The sequence below is a fragment of the Natronococcus sp. JC468 genome, assembly GCF_012163165.1.
GTDB lineage: Archaea > Halobacteriota > Halobacteria > Halobacteriales > Natrialbaceae > Natronococcus > Natronococcus jeotgali.
Genome location: NZ_JAAVUO010000015.1, coordinates 39757 through 56978, shown reverse-complemented (window position 1 = coordinate 56978; position 17222 = coordinate 39757). Strand labels below are relative to the sequence as shown.

Here is a 17222-nt window from a genome sequence, read left to right as displayed (position 1 = left end):
CGGGCGCCGCGGTCGCGACCGAACGGGGGCTCAGGTACCCGTCCCCGAGACGACGCCGTAGACGCTGACGAGCGCCAGCACGACGACGAGCGCGCCGGCGACGACGTTGCTCCAGAACAGGATGTCCCTTGGAACCCCGAAGAAAAACGGCGCCGCGATGGTCCAGACGCCGAGGATCGCGATCACCACCGGTCCCGCCAGGCTCGGGAGCCGCCCGCCCGTCGGACGGGCCGCGGTGTAGGCCGCCAGCGTGGCGATGACGGCCCCGACGAGAACGTTGTTCGTGACGATCCAGCCGAAGCCCGTGAAGAACACCCCCGACCAGAAGATCCAGGTGCCGAGCACCGCCGCGAGCCCGGCCACCCGGGGCACCGTGAGCCTCGTCTCTCGACTCGACTGTCGATCGGTCACAGTGCTCATACCTCGACTTACGGGCTCCAGCAGCCTAAAGCTATCAGCCGATCAGCACGACGTGCGGACAGTCCGGTTTCGATTGCGGTCGGGACTACTGTTCGACCCGCGTCACGTCCTCGAGGCTCTCCCGGCGGCGGACGACGCGGGACTGGCCGTCCTCCAGTGCGACCTCCGCAGGTCGGGGCTGGGAGTGGAACTGGCTGGCCAGCTCGTAGCCGTACGAGCCCGCGTTGCCGATGGCGAGGACGTCCCCGCGCTCGGGCCGGGCGACCGGGCGGTCGTGGGCGAAGACGTCCGCGCTGGTACAGACCGGGCCGCCGACCGTGACGGGGTGGGGCTCACGGTCGGGCGCGCTGACGTTCAACATGGGGTGGTAGGAGCCGAACATCGCCGGGCGGATCAGCGTTGCCAGGCTGGCGTCGATACCGACCACCGTCGCGTCAGGCGCCTCCTTGATCGTGTTCACCTCGCTGAGGATCAGCCCCGCGTCCGCGACGACGTACCGTCCGGGCTCGAGCTTTAGCGTCGCCTCCAGCTCGCCGACGGCGTCGCGGACCATCTCCGCGGTCCGCTCGAGGTCGAGGGGCTCCTCGTCCTCGCGGTAGGGAACCCCGTAGCCGCCGCCGACGTCGACGAACTCGAGATCTGCGTCGCCGACGCGGCGGGCCATCTCGCTGACCCGGGAAATCGCCCGGCAGTGCTCCTCGAGACCCTCGGTGAGAACGCCGCTGCCGGCGTGGGCGTGGAGCCCGACCAGCTCGAACTCCTCTCGGACGCGGTCGGCGACCTCGGGGACTTGCTCGTAGGGGATACCGAACTTCGCGTCGGCTCCGGTGGCGACCTTCTCGTGGTGGCCCGTCCCGATCCCGGGATTGATTCGAATGGCGATCCGACCGTCGTAACCGCGCTCGGCCAGTCGGTCGAGCGTGTCGGTCGCGCCGATCGTAATCGTCAGCCCGGGCGCCTCCTCGGCGAGGTCCGCAGCGTAGTCCAGGTCGTGATCCGGTGGGTTGACGGCGGTGTACTGGAGGGTGTTCGGGTCCGCGCCGGCGTCGATCGACCGCTGGAGTTCACCCCAGGCCGCACACTCGATGTCGGCGCCGGCCTCGAGGACGGCCTCGAGGACCGCCTTCCCGGTGTGGGCCTTCGCGGCGTACATGACCTCGGCGTCGGGGAAGGCCGCGGCGAAGCGGCCGTAGTTCTCCGTGACGCGGTCGAGATCCATCACGTACAGCGGCGTGTCGTACTCGTCGGCGAGGCCCTCGAGTCGCCCGTGGTCCCAGTCTGCGAGCCGGCGCACGGCCGGCGAGTCGGCGAGGTCGGTCATCGTTCGTCCCGAGTGACCGCGAGGAAACAAGGGTTTGGATTCCCCGGGAACGCCGCCCAATCGAGCGGGGCGATCAGCGTTCGGTTCCCAACAGTCGTCGAAGGAGTTCGACCAGATCCTCGAACGACGGGGTACCGCCGTACACCGAGACGGTATCGACGCCGGAGTAGCCGTGTTCGCCCGACTCGTCGCGTTCCCAGTAGAGCCAGGCGTCGTCGTCCCCGCTGGTGAGCCCCGTCTCTTCGACCGGGAACGACAGCGTGAGGACTTCGGTCGTCTGCTCCCGGTCGCCGCGCTCCGTCGTCGTGACCTCACCGTCGTCGACCGGTCGGGCGCCCTCCCCGTCGTCGAGTGCGCCTCGAGAGCCGAAGCGGTATCCGACCTCCCGCTCGGTCGGATCGAACCGTTCTCGCTCGCCGTCCGAGTTCAAAAACGTCGACGGGTGGACCGCGACCGAAACGTCCTCGTGTTCGTCGAGGTCGATAACGTTGTCTTCGTTTCCGGGCTGGACGTCGATATCCAGCTCGACCGGGAAGTGCGCCGCTGCCACGCCGCTGAGCGCGGGGACGGCAGCCACAGCGGCAGCGATCCCGGCCGTTCCGCTGAGGAACCGACGGCGGTCGAACGCGGTACGAACGCTCCGTGTCGCGGGCGTCTCGTCGGACATGGTACCGGAGTCGACCAGAGCGAACGTAGGGGTTCTGGTACGATCGACGAATCCACGCGTGCGTTCGCGGCGAGAGACCCTCGAGCGCCTACTCCGGGAACAGCTCCTCGGTTCGCTCGACGGCGTCGATGCGCTCGAGATCCGCGGGCTCGAGTTCGAATTCCAGTGCCTCGAGGTTCGCCTCGAGATGGTCGCGGCTGCTGGCCTTCGGGATCGGGACGACCCCCTCTTTCGCGGCCAACCACGCAAGACAGACCGCCTCGGGGGTGGTATCGCGGCGATTCGCGACGTCGACGACCGCGTCGATCTCGCCCGCGCGGCCGTTCGCCAGCGGCGAGTACGCGACCAGCGGGTAGCCGTGCTCCCGGGCGTGTGCGAGCAGTTCCTCGGGCTGGTACAGCGGGTGGTACTCGACCTGATGGGCCGCGATCGGCGCCTCGAGGACCTCTCGAGCGGTCTCGAGTTCGGGCACCGAGAAGTTGCTCAGGCCGACGCCGCCGATCGTGCCCTCCTCGTAGAGGTCGTCGAACGCCGGTAGCGTTCGCTCGGGCTCGTAGGCCTCGATCGGACGGTGGACGTACAGCAGGTCGACGCCCTCGAGGCCGAGTCGCTCGAGGCTCTCCGCGGTCGTCTCGCGGACGGCTTCGGGCGCCAGGCTGTCGGCCCACACCTTCGTCGCCACGACGACGTCCTCGCGGGGAACCGAACTGCGGGCCAGCCCCTCCCCGACGACGGCCTCGTTCTCGTAGATCTGTGCCGTGTCGAGGTGTCCGTAGCCACACTCGAGCGCCGTCGCGATCGTGCCGGGGTCGTCGATCCCCATCGTGCCGAGTCCGATCGGTGGTAGCTGCATGCGTCGGTGTTCTCGAGAGAGACCTAAGAGCCCTCGTATCGACGCCGCTCCCCGATCGATCGACCGCCCGCCGCAGCCCCCCGTTCGTTTCGGGGACGCTCGACGACCGCGTCGCTCTCGAGCCCGACTTCTCGGTACACACCGTGTATGTACTGGAACGTATTCGATAACTAGTATACTATGATATAATATGTAAGTGGTGAGACTCAGAATCGAGATCGGTAATCGGGTCCGACGAGAAGTCCCGCGCTACGCGCGGACGCGACCACGAAGAGCGGCGCAGACACTGGTGTGGCGCGATTCGGGTCCCGCTCGGTCCCCTTTCTCGACTTGTTCGATCGGTCTCGGCTCTCGGGCCGACTTCGGCCGATATAACGGAGGAATAGGTTCGACAGCGCGTTTTCTCCCGCGATCGCGGCACTATCGCGATGTCTTTCGCTCGCCACTCCGAGTACACATCAGTAGTATGGGAGTTACGACGAACGGAAAGTATTCGAACACGTTTCGGTACGAGACCGCTTCGGCCGAGGTTATCGCTCGAGCGCTCACAATCGATCGAGACCGACCTCGCGAAGCGGATCGAACGGGGCCGTTCGTCACTACGAGCGATCTCGCCGTCGAACGGCGTCGCTCCGTTCGGTCGCGTCGACCGGAGCGTTCGGACGCCCTCGAGGCGCCCGAGTCCTGCCCTCGACGGCAAGAAACGGGGCGACGGAGCTGTTCCTACGCGTTGTCGGACAGCGCGTGCCAGGAGAGACGCGGGCTCCGGGCAGCGCTCGTCTGGTCGATGTAGCGGGCGCTGGTCGTCTCCGGCGCGGCCGCGATGGTCTCCTCGCCTTCGTCGGCGACGGCGTTGAACGCGGCAGCCAACTGGTCGAGCGTCGTTTTGCTCTCCGCCTCGGTCGGCTCCGTCATCAGCGCCTCGGGGACGATCTCGGGCCACTTCGTGGTCGGCGGGTGAACGCCGTAGTCGAGCATCCGCTTCGCGAAGTCCGCCGCGTCTCGCTCGCCCGCGCTCGCGACGAACTCGTGGTGGAACGGTCCGAACGGGATCTCGAGATCGATCTGGGACGCCAGGTAGTTCGCGTTGAGGACCGCTTTGGCGCTGGTATCCCTCAGTCCCGCATCGCCCAGTCGACGGATGTACGCGTGGGTCTTGAGCAGCACCAGCCAGTTCCCCATCGCGCCGTGGACCTTCCCGATCGAGTGCTCCGGCTCGACCAGTTCGTACGTCCCGTTTCTCGCTTCGACTTGCGGACTGGGGAGGAACGGTTCCAGCTCTTCCGTCACGCCGATCGGGCCGGCCCCTGGACCGCCGCCGCCGTGGGGCGTCGCGAAGGTCTTGTGGACGTTGTAGTGCATCACGTCGAACCCCATGTCGCCGGGGCGGGCGCGACCGAGAAGCGCGTTGAGGTTCGCCCCGTCGTAGTACAGCAGCCCGCCCGCATCGTGGACCATCCCGGCGATCTCCTCGATGTCGCGTTCGAAGAGGCCGAGCGTGTTCGGGTTCGTCAACATCAGCGCGGCGGTCTCTTCGCCGACGGCCGATCGCAGCGCCTCCAGGTCGACGCGGCCGTCGTCGTCGCCCGGTAGCTCGACGACGTCGTACCCAGCCATCGCCGCGCTGGCGAAGTTCGTCCCGTGGGCGCTCGAGGGGACGATGACCTCCGACCGTCGTTCCCCCTCGCCGTTCCGTTCGTGATACGCTTTGGCCACCAGGATACCCGTAAATTCGCCAGCAGCCCCGGCTGGTGGCTGCAGCGTCACCGCATCCATTCCGCCGATCCGTCCGAGGTACTCCTGTAGTTCGTGATAGAGCTGTAGCGTTCCCTGAACGGACGCTTCGGGTCGGTCGGGATGTACCGCGGCTTCGGAGCGAGCCGCGGCGTCTTCGGTGAACTTGGGGTTGTACTTCATCGTACACGACCCCAGCGGATAGGGACCGCTATCGATCCCGTAGTTCATCTGCGAGAGTCGCGTGTAGTGACGAGCGACCTCCGGCTCCGAGAGCGCCGGCAGCTCGAGGGACTCCCTGGTAAGCTCGTCGGGTAGGTCCTCGAATTCGACGTCGATCGTCGTTCGATCCTTTTCCGAGAGGAGCGGTTCGTACCCGTCCGAGCGATCCTCGTTCCAGACCGCCTGCTCGTGCCGTTGCATTACGCTACCACCTCCTCGATCGCCGTAACGAGCTCCGCCGCCCTACTTTCGTTCGCGTCGGTCACGCAGACCTGGATCGTATCGGCGTCGATCGCGTGGACGGCGAACCCCTCCGCGTACAGCTCCGAAACGAGCTCCGTCGCATCGGGCTCGACGGTCGCCCTGAACTCGCGGAAGTGGTACCCGTTCCGAACGGGCGCCGAGACGCCCTCGATCTCGTTCAGCTCGCTCGACAGGGCCTCCGGCAACCGGTGACATTTCTTCGCGAGATCGACGAGTCCCTCTGGCCCCAGAACCGCCGCGTGAATCGCGGTTCGGAGCGCGATCCACGCCTGATTCGTACAGATGTTCGAGGTGGCCCGCTCCCGGCGAATGTGTTGTTCCCGCGTCTGAAGCGTCAGCGTGTACGCCCGGCGGCCGCTCTCGTCGCGGCTCGCGCCGACGAGCCGACCGGGGACCTGCCGGAGGAACTCCTCCCTACACGCGAACAGCCCCAGGCTCGTGCCGTACGCCGTTCCCAGCCCGAGGACGCTCGCGTCGCCGATCACCGCGTCGGCGCCGACGGCTGCGGGCGTCCGGAGCAATGAGAGGGCGATCGGATCCGAACCGAGACAGAACAGCACGTCGTCGTCGGCCAGAAGCTCCCCGACCGTCTCGAGGCGGTCCTGTATGAGCCCCGTCGTCGTCGGGTTCTCCACGTAAACGAGCGCGACGTCGTCGTCGAGGGCGTCCTCGAGGGCGTCGGGTTCGACGACGCCGTCGGCGGTCGGATACTCCTCGACGGCGAGGGCGGTTCCGCCGACGTAGTTCTCGAGGACGGCTCGCCGTTCGTCTCGAAGCGCGTCGGGAACGAGCACGCGGTCGCCGGTGACGCTCCGGGCGCGCCGGGAGAGCGTCGCTACCTCGCCGAGTGCGGTTGCGGCGTCGTACATCGAGCAGTTCGCGACCGCCAGACCGGTCAGCTCGACCAAAAGCGACTGGTACTCGAACAGCGCCTGCAGAAAGCCCTGCGTGATCTCGGGCTGGTACTGGGTGTAGGAGGTGAGAAACTCCGAGCGATCGGCCAGGTGGTCGACCAGCGACGGAACGTAGTGATCGTAGCGTCCCCGTCCGAGAAACTCGGTAGCCGATTCGTTCCGACCGAGCGTCTCCACGACGCTCCGTACGACCTCCTGCTCCGACGCGGCTTCGATGCCGAACTCGCCGTCGAACCGGACCGAGCTCGGGACGTCGAAGAGCTCCGCGACGGACTCCGCGTCGACGGCCCGCAGCATCGCTTCGACGTCGGCTTCGGTGTGGGGCGCGAACGGGCTCCCGGTCGATTCCGTCGCGGTCCCGTCCGTCCGTGACAGGTGGTTCTGATAACTCATCGGTTCAGATCGTCTCCTCGTACTCCGAGGCGTCGAGTAGGTGCTCGAGATCCCCCGCCGGTTCCAGCTCGATCAGCCACCCGTCGCCGTACGGATCCTCGTTGACGAGTTCGGGACTGTCCACGACCGCCTCGTTGGCGGCGACGACCGTTCCGGCGACGGGGGCGTAGAGATCCGAAACCGCCTTGATGCTCTCGAGGACGCCGAACTCCTCGCCCGCTTCGAGCTCCGCCCCTTCGGCGGGAAGCTCGACGAAGACGATGTCGCCCAGTTCGTCCTGTGCGAAGTCGCTGACGCCGACTCGCACCGCGTCCGTTCGCTCGTCCGCCCATTCGTGTGATTCCGCGTATCGTAGTTCGGTCGGTATTTCGAATTCCATCGTCTCAGGTATCGGCTTCGAGTGTGTTCAGGAAGCGCTGGTCGACGACCGTTGCATCCACGGTTCGGTTGCGAACGTCGACGCCGAGTTCCGTTCCGTCCGCGGCGTACTCCGCGTCGACGTATCCGAGCGCCAGGGGCACGTCGAACGTCGGGCTCATCGTCCCGCTGGTCACGTGCCCGACCTCGTCGTCGCCGTCCGTTATCGCGTACCCGTGTCGCGCGATCGCCCTGTCCTCGATTCGGAGCCCGACGATCCGTTCGTCGACGCCCGTCTCCTCGAGTTCGCGGAGCGCGTCCCGTCCGACGAACGAGGGTTTCTCGACGTCGACGACGAACCCCAGTCCGGCCTCGAGCGGCGTGCGAGGCTCGCTATCGGGATCGAAGTCCTGCCCCGAGAGGAGCAGTCCCGCCTCCAACCGGAGCGTGTCTCGAGCGCCGAGCCCGCACGGCTGGATCCCGTCGAACGCGGCCCAGACGGTCTCGGAGTCGGCCGCCGGAAAGACGACCTCGTACCCGTCCTCGCCGGTGTACCCAGTTCTGGCGACCAGACAGCTCACGCCGTCGATCTCCGTTCGTCGCGCCGTAAACTGGGAGAGCTCAGCCACGGAGTCGGCCGTAACGGACTCGACCGCCTCGACGGCGTCGGGCCCTTGAACCGCGAGCATCCCCGTCTCTTCGGTCCGATCTTCGACGGTCGCATCGAACTCGAGCGCCGACGCCCGCTCCTCCCACCGGGTCGACATCTGCTCCCCGTGACCCGCGTTCGGGACGAAGAGGTACCCGTCCCGATCCGGGTAGCGATAGACGACGATATCGTCCAGTATCACGCCCTCGTCGTTCAGCACGCACGAGTACTGCGCGTCGCCGGGTTCCAGTTCGCGTACGTCGTTCGTGGTCAGGCGATTCGTCAGCGCGGCCGCGTCGGGGCCGCGCACGACCACTTCGCTCATGTGGCTGATATCGAAGCGTCCGACCGCGTCCCTCACTGCGCCGTGTTCGGTGCGTATCGAATCGAACGAGGCGGGCATCTCCCACCCGCCGAAGTCGGTGAAGTCCGCCCCGGCGCTCCGATGAGTCCGGTACAGAGGTGGCTTGTGCGACGTCACGTCTGGTACGATCCGGGACGAATCACATAAAGTCCACTGTTTGAGACGGCCGCGGTCAGTTGATGCGCGTAACCGAGAACTCCGCGTCGCGAATCGCGTTCATGATACGGTCGGTCTGCTCCGTCCCGCTCGTCTCGACTCGGAAGTAGAGGTACGCCTCGCCGACGTCCAGGTTTTCGACGGATCGCTCGTGTCGCACGTTGCGGACGTTTGCGCCATGGTCCGCGACGATCTCCGAGATCCGCTCGAGCCGTCCCGGCTCGTCGACGATGTGAACTCGAAACCGAACGAGCTGACCCCGGGTCGTCAGCCCGTGGGTGAGAATCGTCTGCAGATCGGTCATGCTGAGGTTCCCGCCGGACAGTACCGGAACGACGGTCTCGCCGTCGACGTCTACCCGATCGCTGCGGAGTGCCGCGATCGTCGTCGCACCCGCACCCTCGACCATCTGCTTCGTCCGCTCGAGGGTAAACAGCAGGCTCTCGGCGATCTCCGTATCCGAGACGGTGACGACCTCGTCGACGTAGGTTTCGATGCAGTCGTACGTGAGCTGTGAGATCCCCCCGGTCGCGATTCCGTCCGCGATAGTCTGGACGGACTCCGTCCCCTGCGGTTCGCCCTTCTCGAGGCTTCGCGGAAGCGTCGCCGCCCCGGTCGCCTGGACGCCGACGATTCGCGTTTCGGGCGCCCGTTCGCCGACGACGGTGGCGATTCCGCTCATCAGCCCGCCACCGCCGACCGGAACGATCACGGTATCGACGTCGGGGACCTGCTCGAGAATCTCGAAGCCGAGCGTCCCCTGTCCGGCGACGATGTCCGGGTCGTCGTACGCGTGGACGAAGACCGACCCCTCCTCGAGGAGCGACTGTGCGTGTTCCATCGCCGCCTGAAAATCGCGTCCGTGTAGTTCGACGTCGGCACCGTACCCCGCCGTCGCGTCGATCTTCGCCTGCGGGGCGTTCCGGGGCATGACGATGGTCGAATCCAGCCCCGTCTTCGTCGCGGCGAGCGCGACTCCCTGGGCGTGATTGCCGGCGCTCGCCGCGACCGCGCGCGAGACCTCGGGATCGGACTCTACGACCTGGACGAGCTTGTTGTACGCGCCGCGCGTTTTGAACGAGCCGGTTCGCTGGAGATGCTCCATCTTGAGCAGCACCTCCGCGCCGGTTTCTTCCTCGAGTGATCTGCTCGTTTCGATCGGCGTTTGCTGAACGACCGATTCGTCCAGTCGCTCGCGCGCACGCTCGATATCGGAAACTGATACGGTCGTCGCTCGGTTGTCACGGGTCATTGCGGTGTCTTCGTGCACTACCCGTCACCGGCGCGTAATAACGTTAGCGCCGAACCGGGAATCGCCCGAGAGAACGCGCCGTCGGAGAATTCGTGTCCTGGGGAACGAGGAAGTGGCGGACCAGCCCTATATTCAGTGCAGTATCCACTCGTACGAATGCGTACCTGGAGGGCTGTGCAGTCGGAAGAGTCCCGAACAGCTGTACGCCGATAGGCGAGGTCGTACCGCCCGGCTTCGGGATCGGGATACTCCGGTGACTCGTACGTTGCGGGCGGATCTCCGACTCGACGACCGTGGCCCGACCGAACGTGTCCCGAATCCGGAATGACGGTCGCCGACGATCTGTTGTTTCCATTGTGGGGAAAATTTCGATGGGACCGATCCGAAAGTACTGACTCCGTCCAGGCGGTGCTCGCTGTCTCGCGATCGATATCGACGCGACCGGTATCGTAATTGTGGGATGACACGACGTTTTCCTGTCAGGAAAGGAGTCGAAAGAGACCACGAGCCGTGCTGCGTTTTCTGGAGCAGTCCCTTCCGGTTACAGTAGTACAGGTGTAAAGAAGATCGTTCTCGAGGGAGCGATCCGTAGCCGCCCTCTCAGTTCGATTCGGAGGACGCTAACTCGCGCTCTAACTCGGAGACGACCGGTCGGAGGAGTTCGACCAGCTCGGTATCGGCGGGAAGGCGATAGGGAGGCCCCGAAACGTCTAGCGAGCCAAAAACGGTCCCGTCGGGGTTCTCTACGGCGATTGCGACGGAATGCAGACCCTCGAAGGCTTCCTGGTCGTTCACTGCGTATCCTTGCGATCGAATCTCCTCGATCTCATCGAACAGTCGATCCCGATCGGTAATCGTGTTCGTCGTTTCCCTCGGCAACCCCCACCTGTCGATCACGTCGTCGATGTACTCGTCGGGGAGTTCGGCGAGCATCGCCTTCCCGCTGGCGGAGTTGTGCATGTAGAACTGGTGACCGACCTGAAATCCCTCTACCGAAGGGTTGCTAACCTCGTCGAAGAGGATGATGCTTCTCCCGTTCTCTTCTACGGCAAAGTTCACCTCCTCGCCCGTCGTATTCGCCAACTCCCGCGCGCTCTCCCTCGCGAGATCGTACCGATCGTCCCGCCGTCGCGCCTCTTCCCCAAGGTGGAAAAGCTTCAATCCGAGCTCGTACCGATCGCCGATCTTGGTGACGTACCCGTGGTCGGTTAGCGTGTTGAGGTGCGTGTACACCGTACTCGTCGACAGATCGAGTTCCTCGGCGATCTCCGTCAGTCGAGCGCCGCCCAGCTCGTCCACGGCATCGACCACTCGGAGCGACGTCGCCGTCGTTTTCCTCCGATCGCCGCCTCCGTTCGGTTCCATACTCCGTGTTGTCCCATACTCTACTTAAAGCCGGTTCTCCGGCTACGCGTACACGTTTGCTGTATACCCCGGTTCTCCGTCTCCGAGCCTCCTCGCAGTCTCCGAAGGCGGGGCTCGCTCCGCGCGACTGACTGCCGGGTCGCGTTCGGTCGGCGGACGCGATCGCAGGTGATCCTGAAAGGATCCACTGAAGCGGTGCGTGACGCATACCCGCGCGTTCGGACGTTAACCGAGCGATCGGCGCGAAGACGGACATCTCGCCGTCGGCCGTTCACTTTACCCGTAAATTTATAATGGTGCATTATAGGATAACAGTTACCATGGAATGGTACTCTAATACAGCTATTGCACCGGCCTATATGGACGTGGCAAACAGCAACTGGCTGTGGATCTCCGCGACGCCGGTGGTCCTGATGGTCCTCCTTCAAGCGGGGTTGTTCCTTCGACGAGCGTGGAAGAACGGACAGGAGATGGGACTGTCGGACGACCAGCTCAGAAGCGGCCTGAAGACGGGGATCATTTCGGCTATCGGGCCTGCGATAGCGGTACTCGCGGCGATGTTGGCGCTGATCGCGACCATCGGCGGACCGGTCGCGTGGATGCGCCTCTCGGTGATCGGATCGGTCGCCTTCGAACTGCCGGCCGCGGAGATCGGTATCTCCCAGCTGGGGTACGGCTTCGGCGACGACGGCATCACCGAAACGGCGTTCGCAACCTCGGTGTGGACGATGACGCTCGGCGGCATCGGTTGGCTGCTCGTCGTGGCCGTCGGGACGCCGCACATGGAGAAGGCGAGAGAGAGAATCGTCGGGGGGAGAGATACGCTCCTTCCGATCGTCACCTCGGGTGCGATGCTCGGAGCGTTCGCGTACTTCGTGTCCGGAGAGATCACGTCCGGGGCGCCCGAAACGGGATCCGCCGCGGTCGGCGGACTCGTTATGCTCGCGCTGCTGAAGATAGCCGACGAGAAGGACGTTCAGTGGATACGCGAGTGGGCGCTGGGTAGCGCGATGGCCGTCGGTCTCGTCGTCGGGACGGCGATTCACGCGGCAGCTGGAGGGGGGTGGTAACGGTGTCGTCGCCGTCCAGTTCGGGGGAGACCGTGTCCCCGTCCGACTCGAGCGAAAGCGTGTACGAGTCCAACTTCATCCCGTACATCAACAGGTGGGGCAGGATAACGAGTCTGCTCGCCGTGGCGTTTTCGTTCGGGCCGGCCCTGACGTTGCTCGCTATCTTCGAGATCGTTCCCCCGTCCGGGGCGATCGTCGGCGGGTTCCTGTCCGTCGCGGTCACGTTCGGTCTCATCTGGTTCATCGAGCCGATCTCGTACTACCCCGTGCTCGGCATTCCTGGAACGTACATGGCGTTTCTCTCGGGGAACATCTCGAACCTTCGCTTGCCCTGTGCCGCGGCGGCACAGGAAAGCGCCGACGTCGACGCGGGATCGCCGCGGGGAAGCATCATCTCCACGATCGCGATCGCCGGATCGATCTTCGTCAACATCACGGTCCTGACCGTCGGCGTTTTCGCGCTCGTCCCCGTCTTCGAGGCGATTCCCGAGTTCGGTCGGAACGCCCTCGAGTCCTACCTCGTTCCGGCGATCTTCGGCGCCATCTTCGCCCAGTTCGGCAGGGACTACCCCAAGGTAGCCGCCGTTGGACTCTGTATCGCGCTGGCGATGACGCTGTTGATGGAGTTCGGACTCCTCGCCTTCCTCCCCGGCGTCCCGCTCTATGCAGTGATCTTCGTCTCGGTGTTCGGGACGATATACGCTGCAAAGCTCATGTGGGAGAACGATATGATCGAACCCGACTCGTGACGCGTCATCCGCCTCTCGGCGAAGCCGTCTTTCACGGCGCGATCGGAGCGCGTTCCTCCCGGAACGTCCGGACGGCGAGCGGCATCGAATCCGAGCCTCAGCGGCGCCCCAGTAGCTTTAACTAACCAGCGTATGACAATACCGAACACATGGCGAAGGGTAAGACCGAGGTTCGAGCGTGGATCGACGAGAACTACGAGGACCTGCGAAACGTCGCCCGGGTGATCTGGGAGCGGCCGGAGGTGGAACTGGAGGAAGAGTTCGCGTCCGGGCTACAGGCGAACGTCCTCGAACGGGCGGGATTCGACGTGACGAGAGGGCTTGCGGGTCTCCCGACGGCGTTCGTCGCGGAGGCGGGATCCGGCGAGCCGACTATCGGGATCTTGGGCGAATACGACGCGCTGCCGGGGCTGTCACAGAAGGTGCAGGCCGAGGAGGAACCGCTCGAGGAAGGCGGCGCCGGACACGGCTGCGGACACAACCTCCTCGGAACCGCCGGCGTCGGGGCCGCGATAGCCGTCAAGCGTGTGCTCGACGCCGGAACCGGTTCCGGAACGGTTCGCTACTACGGGTGTCCCGCGGAGGAAACGCTGCTCGGCAAGGTGCTCCTCGCGAGAGACGGCGCGTTCGACGATCTGGACGCCGCGCTAACGTGGCACCCGATGAACACGAACGCGCCGTGGATGGCCGAGAGCCTGGCCATGAATTCCGTGCAGTTCAACTTCGAGGGCACCTCGGCCCACGCCTCCGCCGCACCGGAGCGAGGACGGAGCGCGCTCGACGCAGTCGAACTGATGAACACCGGCGCGAACTACCTCCGGGAGCACGTTCCTGATCCCGTGCGACTCCACTATTCGATCGTCGAGGGGGGCGGAAAGCCGAACATCGTCCCGAAGGAGGCGGCGGTCTGGTACTACGTCAGAGCTCCGAGCCGGCAGCGAGTCGAGTCCGTTACGGAGCGTCTCGAGAAGGTCGCGGAGGGGGCGGCGACGATGACCGAGACGACCGTCGAGACCGAGTACCGCGCCGGCTGTTACGACACGCTTCCGAACGGGGTTCTCGGGTCGACGATCCTCGAGAACATGGCGGAGATCGGTGAAGTCGGATTCTCGGAGGAAGAGTACGAGTTAGCCCGGGATCTCAGACGAACGGTCGACGACGTCGAGGAGACGATGAGCCGACAGGGAGTCCCCGACGACATCATCGAGACGGAGCTTCACGGGGCGCCAGTCGACGAGATCTACGACGAGGGGGAGCAGTTTACCGCCTCGACCGACGTCGGAGACGTGAGCTGGAACGTCCCGCTGGGGCAGTTCACCGCGGCGGCGTGGCCGATCGGGGTCTCCGCTCACTCCTGGCAATCGACGGCGGCGAGCGGCTCCGAGATCGGATACAAGGCGATGCGCTTCGCGTCGAAAGTGTTGGCGAGCACCGCGATCGATCTCTTTCGGGACGAAGCGATCCTCGAAAACGCTACCCGGGAGTTCGAGGCCGCATCGGAGGGATCCGACTATACCGCTCCGCTGCCGGAGGACTTCGTGTCGCCCACGTAGGATCGTCCCGTCGGGAGCAGACAGCGTATGCAGCGATCGTATACGGCCGGAACCGGACGACGCTGGCGTCTCGCTCGCGCTCCGGCCGTCGAAGTTCCGTGATAACGGCCTCGCGGCGGCGAGTCGCGACCGCCGGACGACTACAGCCCCAGCGCCTCGCCCGCGACCGTCGTTTTCTGGATCTCGGTCGTCCCGCCGATGATGCTCAGGATCTTCGCGTCCCGATAGTAGCGCTCGAGGGGGAGGTCGGTCCGGTACCCCTTCCCGCCGTGAATCTGGATCGCGTTCCGCGTGACGAACTCCGCGGCCTCGCTGGCGACGTACTTCGCCTTGCTCGACTTGCGCGTGTCGCCCTCGCCCTCGGCGATCGCCGTCGCGGAGTCGTAGACGAGGTGGCGGGCCGAGTCGAGCTGGGCGTCCATGTCGGCGACCAGCACCTGCACCGCCTGGTACTCGCCGACCGCCTGCCCGCCCTGCTCGCGGTCGCCGGCGTAGTCGACGGCCTCCTCGAAGGCCGCCCGGGCGATCCCCGTCCCGATGGCGCCTAGCCCGGTCCTGGCCATGTCGATCGTCCCCATGGCGATGCGGAAGCCGTGGCCGACCTCGCCCAGCAACGCGCCCTCGCCGACGCGGACGTCCTCAAGCGTCGAGTCGCCGGTGACGTGGCCGCGCATCCCCATGAACTCCGTTCGGTCGAACTCGAACCCGTCGGCCGCGTCGGCGCCGGGCACCAGGAACACGCTCACGCCGTGGCCCTCCTCGGGCGCGGGCCGCTTGCGCGCGACGACGAGGTGGACGTCAGCGATGCCCGCGTTCGTGCCGAAGGACTTCTCGCCGCTGACGAGGTAACCGCCGTCGTCGTCGGCCTGCGCGACCGTCGACAGCTCGGTCGGCGAGCTTCCCGCGTCGGGTTCGGTCAGCAACATCGCGCCGACGGACTCGCCTCGGGCCATCGGCTCGAGCCACTCCTCCTTCTGGGCCTCGCTGCCGAAGTTCGCGATCGGCAGCGCCGCGAACGTGTGGCCCTGGATCGTCTCGGCGACGGCGCCGCTGGCTTTCGCGACTTCCTCGACCGCGAGACAGTACGAGAGGAAATCGGACCCCTCGCCGCCGTACTCCTCGGGCAGCAGGATGCCGAGCAGCCCGCGCTCGCCCGCGGCCTCGATCACCTCGCGGGGGAACTCGTCCTCGTTCTCGATCCGTTCGGCCTCGGGTTCGACGACCTCCTCGGCGAAGGTCGCTGCGCGGTCGCGGAACTCCCGGTGTTCCTCGGAGAGGGCGTTCTCGATGAGCGTCATACACCCCTACACGGGGCACACACCACTATAAAAGTTCTCGAGCGCTCGCTACCGCGATCGCGCGGGGCGGCTCACTCGAGGTTGACGTTGACGTTTTTCGTCTGGGTGTACTCGTGGATCGCCTCGGTGCCCTGCTCGCGGCCGTAGCCGCTCTCCTTGAAGCCGCCGAAGGGCGTCTGGGGCTGAGTGACCGGGAACTCGTTGATGCTCACCATCCCGTAGTCGAGGCGGTCGGCGACCCCGTGTGCGGTCTCGAGGTCGGAGGTCCAGATTCCCGCCATCAGCCCGTACGGCGAGTCGTTGGCGATCTCGATCGCCTCCTCGCGGTCGGAGAACTCGATGACCGAGAGGACGGGTCCGAAGATCTCCTCTCGGGCGATCGTCATGTCGTTGGTGACGTCGGTGAAGACCGTCGGCTCGACGAAGTGGCCGACGTCCCTGTCCGCGGGAACGCCCCCGCCGGTGGCGACGGTGGCGCCCTCGGATTTCCCGGTCTCGATGTAGTCGAGCACTTCCTGTTGCTGGTCCGCGCTAACCGTCGGCCCCATCCGACCGTCGTCGTCGATCCCGCTGCCGAGCGGCGTCCCCTCGGCGCGCTCGACGACCTTCTCGACGACCTCGTCGTGGACCGACTCGTGGACGAGCAAGCGCGACCCCGCCCAGCACATCTGACCCGCGTTCATGAAGATCCCGTAGTGACAGCCCGCCGCGGCGTCCTCGAGGTCGGCGTCGGGGAAGATGACGTTCGGTCCCTTCCCGCCGAGTTCGAGGGTGACGCCGGTGACGTTCTGTGCGGCCCGCTCCATAACGCCCTTGCCGACCCCGGTGCTGCCGGTGAAGGCGACGTGGTCGACGTCGGGGTGTTCGGCCAGCCGGTTGCCGGCGGTGCTTCCCCGACCCGGGACGACGTTGACGACGCCGTCAGGAAGCCCCGCCTCCTCGGCGGCGACAGCGTAGTACAGCGCCGACAGCGGCGTCGTGCTCGAGGGTTTGAGCACCGCCGTGTTCCCGCAGGCCAGCGCGGGTGCGAGGCTGCGACCCGCGAGCTGGAACGGGTAGTTCCACGGGATCACGTGACCGGTGACGCCGACGGGTTCGCGGACGGTGTAGTTCAGTCGATCGCCGGGGACGGGGACCTCGTCGCCTTCGACCTTGTCGGCCCAGCCCGCGTAGTACCGGAACGTGTCGATCACCATGTCGACGTCCAGCGTCGCCTCGAAGGGGGTCTTCCCGTTGTCGTGAGATTCGACCAGAACGATCTCGTCCTTGCGGTCCTCGATCGCGTCGGCCATCGCGCGGAGGTGCGCGGCTCGTTCCTTGGGCGCCAGCGAGCGCCACTCGGCGTCGCGCTCGACGGCTTCGGCCGCGGCGTCGACGGCGCGGTCGACGTCCTCCTCGGCTCCCTCGGCGACGGTCGCGTAGCGCTCCTCGGTCGCCGGGTCCTCGGTCTCGAACGTCTCGCCCGCCTCGGCGGGGGTCCACTCGCCGTCGATAAACAGGTCTGTCGGACCGTCGTAGCTCATGCGAGTGTGGGTTGTGGACACCCCGATAAAAAACGTCCGGAACCGTTACCCCTCGAGCGGCGGTGGGTAGTTATAAGTTACCCCGGCAGATAGTTCGG

At 66.0% G+C, this 17222-nt stretch carries 15 protein-coding genes; 3 read left to right on the top strand and 12 right to left on the bottom strand.

What is annotated here, in order from left to right; all coding sequences use genetic code 11:
- Positions 1 to 30: 30 nt before the first annotated feature.
- The 10 genes from GWG54_RS10820 to GWG54_RS10775 form a co-directional block, all read right to left on the bottom strand.
- Positions 31 to 420 (bottom strand): SPW repeat protein, encoded by a 390-nt coding sequence (locus GWG54_RS10820; RefSeq protein WP_209438395.1) that lies wholly within the window; start codon positions 418 to 420, stop codon positions 31 to 33.
- Between the two features lie 85 nt (positions 421 to 505).
- Positions 506 to 1741: a diaminopimelate decarboxylase gene (lysA, locus tag GWG54_RS10815; RefSeq protein WP_167937782.1), complete on the bottom strand. Its 1236-nt coding sequence runs from the start codon at positions 1739 to 1741 to the stop codon at positions 506 to 508.
- 73 nt (positions 1742 to 1814) lie between these two features.
- Positions 1815 to 2408, bottom strand: coding sequence for a hypothetical protein (locus tag GWG54_RS10810; RefSeq protein ID WP_209438394.1), 594 nt, complete (start codon positions 2406 to 2408; stop codon positions 1815 to 1817).
- Positions 2409 to 2496: 88 nt separating this feature from the next.
- Complete coding sequence (locus GWG54_RS10805; RefSeq protein WP_167937781.1) at positions 2497 to 3261, bottom strand: aldo/keto reductase; 765 nt, start codon at positions 3259 to 3261, stop codon at positions 2497 to 2499.
- A 723-nt stretch (positions 3262 to 3984) separates the two neighbouring features.
- Positions 3985 to 5418, bottom strand: coding sequence for an aminomethyl-transferring glycine dehydrogenase subunit GcvPB (gcvPB, locus tag GWG54_RS10800; protein WP_167937780.1), 1434 nt, complete (start codon positions 5416 to 5418; stop codon positions 3985 to 3987).
- Positions 5418 to 6788 carry an aminomethyl-transferring glycine dehydrogenase subunit GcvPA gene (gene gcvPA / locus GWG54_RS10795; RefSeq protein ID WP_167937779.1) on the bottom strand — a complete coding sequence of 457 codons (1371 nt, stop codon included), beginning with the start codon at positions 6786 to 6788 and terminating at the stop codon, positions 5418 to 5420. The genes gcvPB and gcvPA overlap by 1 nt, the downstream gene beginning before the upstream one ends.
- Positions 6789 to 6792: 4 nt before the next feature.
- On the bottom strand, positions 6793 to 7167 hold the full coding sequence (gcvH, locus tag GWG54_RS10790) for a glycine cleavage system protein GcvH (RefSeq protein ID WP_167937778.1): 375 nt from the start codon (positions 7165 to 7167) through the stop codon (positions 6793 to 6795).
- 4 nt (positions 7168 to 7171) lie between these two features.
- A complete protein-coding gene (gene gcvT / locus GWG54_RS10785) occupies positions 7172 to 8275 on the bottom strand; it encodes a glycine cleavage system aminomethyltransferase GcvT (RefSeq protein ID WP_167937777.1) in 1104 nt (367 codons plus the stop codon).
- 55 nt (positions 8276 to 8330) lie between these two features.
- Entirely contained in the window at positions 8331 to 9566 is a 1236-nt protein-coding gene (gene ilvA / locus GWG54_RS10780; RefSeq protein ID WP_167937776.1) for a threonine ammonia-lyase, read from the bottom strand.
- 600 nt (positions 9567 to 10166) lie between these two features.
- Positions 10167 to 10931: an IclR family transcriptional regulator gene (locus GWG54_RS10775; protein WP_167937775.1), complete on the bottom strand. Its 765-nt coding sequence runs from the start codon at positions 10929 to 10931 to the stop codon at positions 10167 to 10169.
- A gap of 359 nt (positions 10932 to 11290) precedes the next feature.
- Between GWG54_RS10775 and GWG54_RS10770 the strand changes: the two genes are divergently transcribed.
- From GWG54_RS10770 to GWG54_RS10760, 3 genes are all read left to right on the top strand, one after another.
- Positions 11291 to 12001, top strand: a complete 711-nt coding sequence (locus GWG54_RS10770; protein WP_167937774.1) for a DUF5058 family protein — start codon at positions 11291 to 11293, stop codon at positions 11999 to 12001.
- Between the two features lie 32 nt (positions 12002 to 12033).
- Entirely contained in the window at positions 12034 to 12750 is a 717-nt protein-coding gene (locus GWG54_RS10765) for a hypothetical protein (protein WP_312854278.1), read from the top strand.
- Positions 12751 to 12899: 149 nt separating this feature from the next.
- Positions 12900 to 14303 (top strand): amidohydrolase, encoded by a 1404-nt coding sequence (locus GWG54_RS10760; protein ID WP_167937772.1) that lies wholly within the window; start codon positions 12900 to 12902, stop codon positions 14301 to 14303.
- 140 nt (positions 14304 to 14443) lie between these two features.
- Here the strand turns inward: GWG54_RS10760 and GWG54_RS10755 are convergent, their stop codons facing one another.
- Positions 14444 to 15601 (bottom strand): acyl-CoA dehydrogenase family protein, encoded by a 1158-nt coding sequence (locus GWG54_RS10755; RefSeq protein WP_167937771.1) that lies wholly within the window; start codon positions 15599 to 15601, stop codon positions 14444 to 14446.
- A 71-nt stretch (positions 15602 to 15672) separates the two neighbouring features.
- Positions 15673 to 17124 carry an aldehyde dehydrogenase gene (locus GWG54_RS10750; RefSeq protein WP_167937770.1) on the bottom strand — a complete coding sequence of 484 codons (1452 nt, stop codon included), beginning with the start codon at positions 17122 to 17124 and terminating at the stop codon, positions 15673 to 15675.
- Between the last annotated feature and the right edge of the window lie 98 nt (positions 17125 to 17222).

Coding starts and splice junctions, on each gene's coding strand:
- GWG54_RS10760 (WP_167937772.1), top strand. CDS start 12,900: ATGGCGAAGGGTAAGACCGAGGTTCGAGCGTGGATCGACGAGAACTAC.
- gcvPB (WP_167937780.1), bottom strand. CDS start 5,418: ATGCAACGGCACGAGCAGGCGGTCTGGAACGAGGATCGCTCGGACGGG.
- gcvH (WP_167937778.1), bottom strand. CDS start 7,167: ATGGAATTCGAAATACCGACCGAACTACGATACGCGGAATCACACGAA.
- GWG54_RS10805 (WP_167937781.1), bottom strand. CDS start 3,261: ATGCAGCTACCACCGATCGGACTCGGCACGATGGGGATCGACGACCCC.
- lysA (WP_167937782.1), bottom strand. CDS start 1,741: ATGACCGACCTCGCCGACTCGCCGGCCGTGCGCCGGCTCGCAGACTGG.
- GWG54_RS10810 (WP_209438394.1), bottom strand. CDS start 2,408: ATGTCCGACGAGACGCCCGCGACACGGAGCGTTCGTACCGCGTTCGAC.
- GWG54_RS10755 (WP_167937771.1), bottom strand. CDS start 15,601: ATGACGCTCATCGAGAACGCCCTCTCCGAGGAACACCGGGAGTTCCGC.
- GWG54_RS10775 (WP_167937775.1), bottom strand. CDS start 10,931: ATGGAACCGAACGGAGGCGGCGATCGGAGGAAAACGACGGCGACGTCG.
- GWG54_RS10750 (WP_167937770.1), bottom strand. CDS start 17,124: ATGAGCTACGACGGTCCGACAGACCTGTTTATCGACGGCGAGTGGACC.
- GWG54_RS10820 (WP_209438395.1), bottom strand. CDS start 420: ATGAGCACTGTGACCGATCGACAGTCGAGTCGAGAGACGAGGCTCACG.
- ilvA (WP_167937776.1), bottom strand. CDS start 9,566: ATGACCCGTGACAACCGAGCGACGACCGTATCAGTTTCCGATATCGAG.
- GWG54_RS10770 (WP_167937774.1), top strand. CDS start 11,291: ATGGACGTGGCAAACAGCAACTGGCTGTGGATCTCCGCGACGCCGGTG.
- gcvPA (WP_167937779.1), bottom strand. CDS start 6,788: ATGAGTTATCAGAACCACCTGTCACGGACGGACGGGACCGCGACGGAA.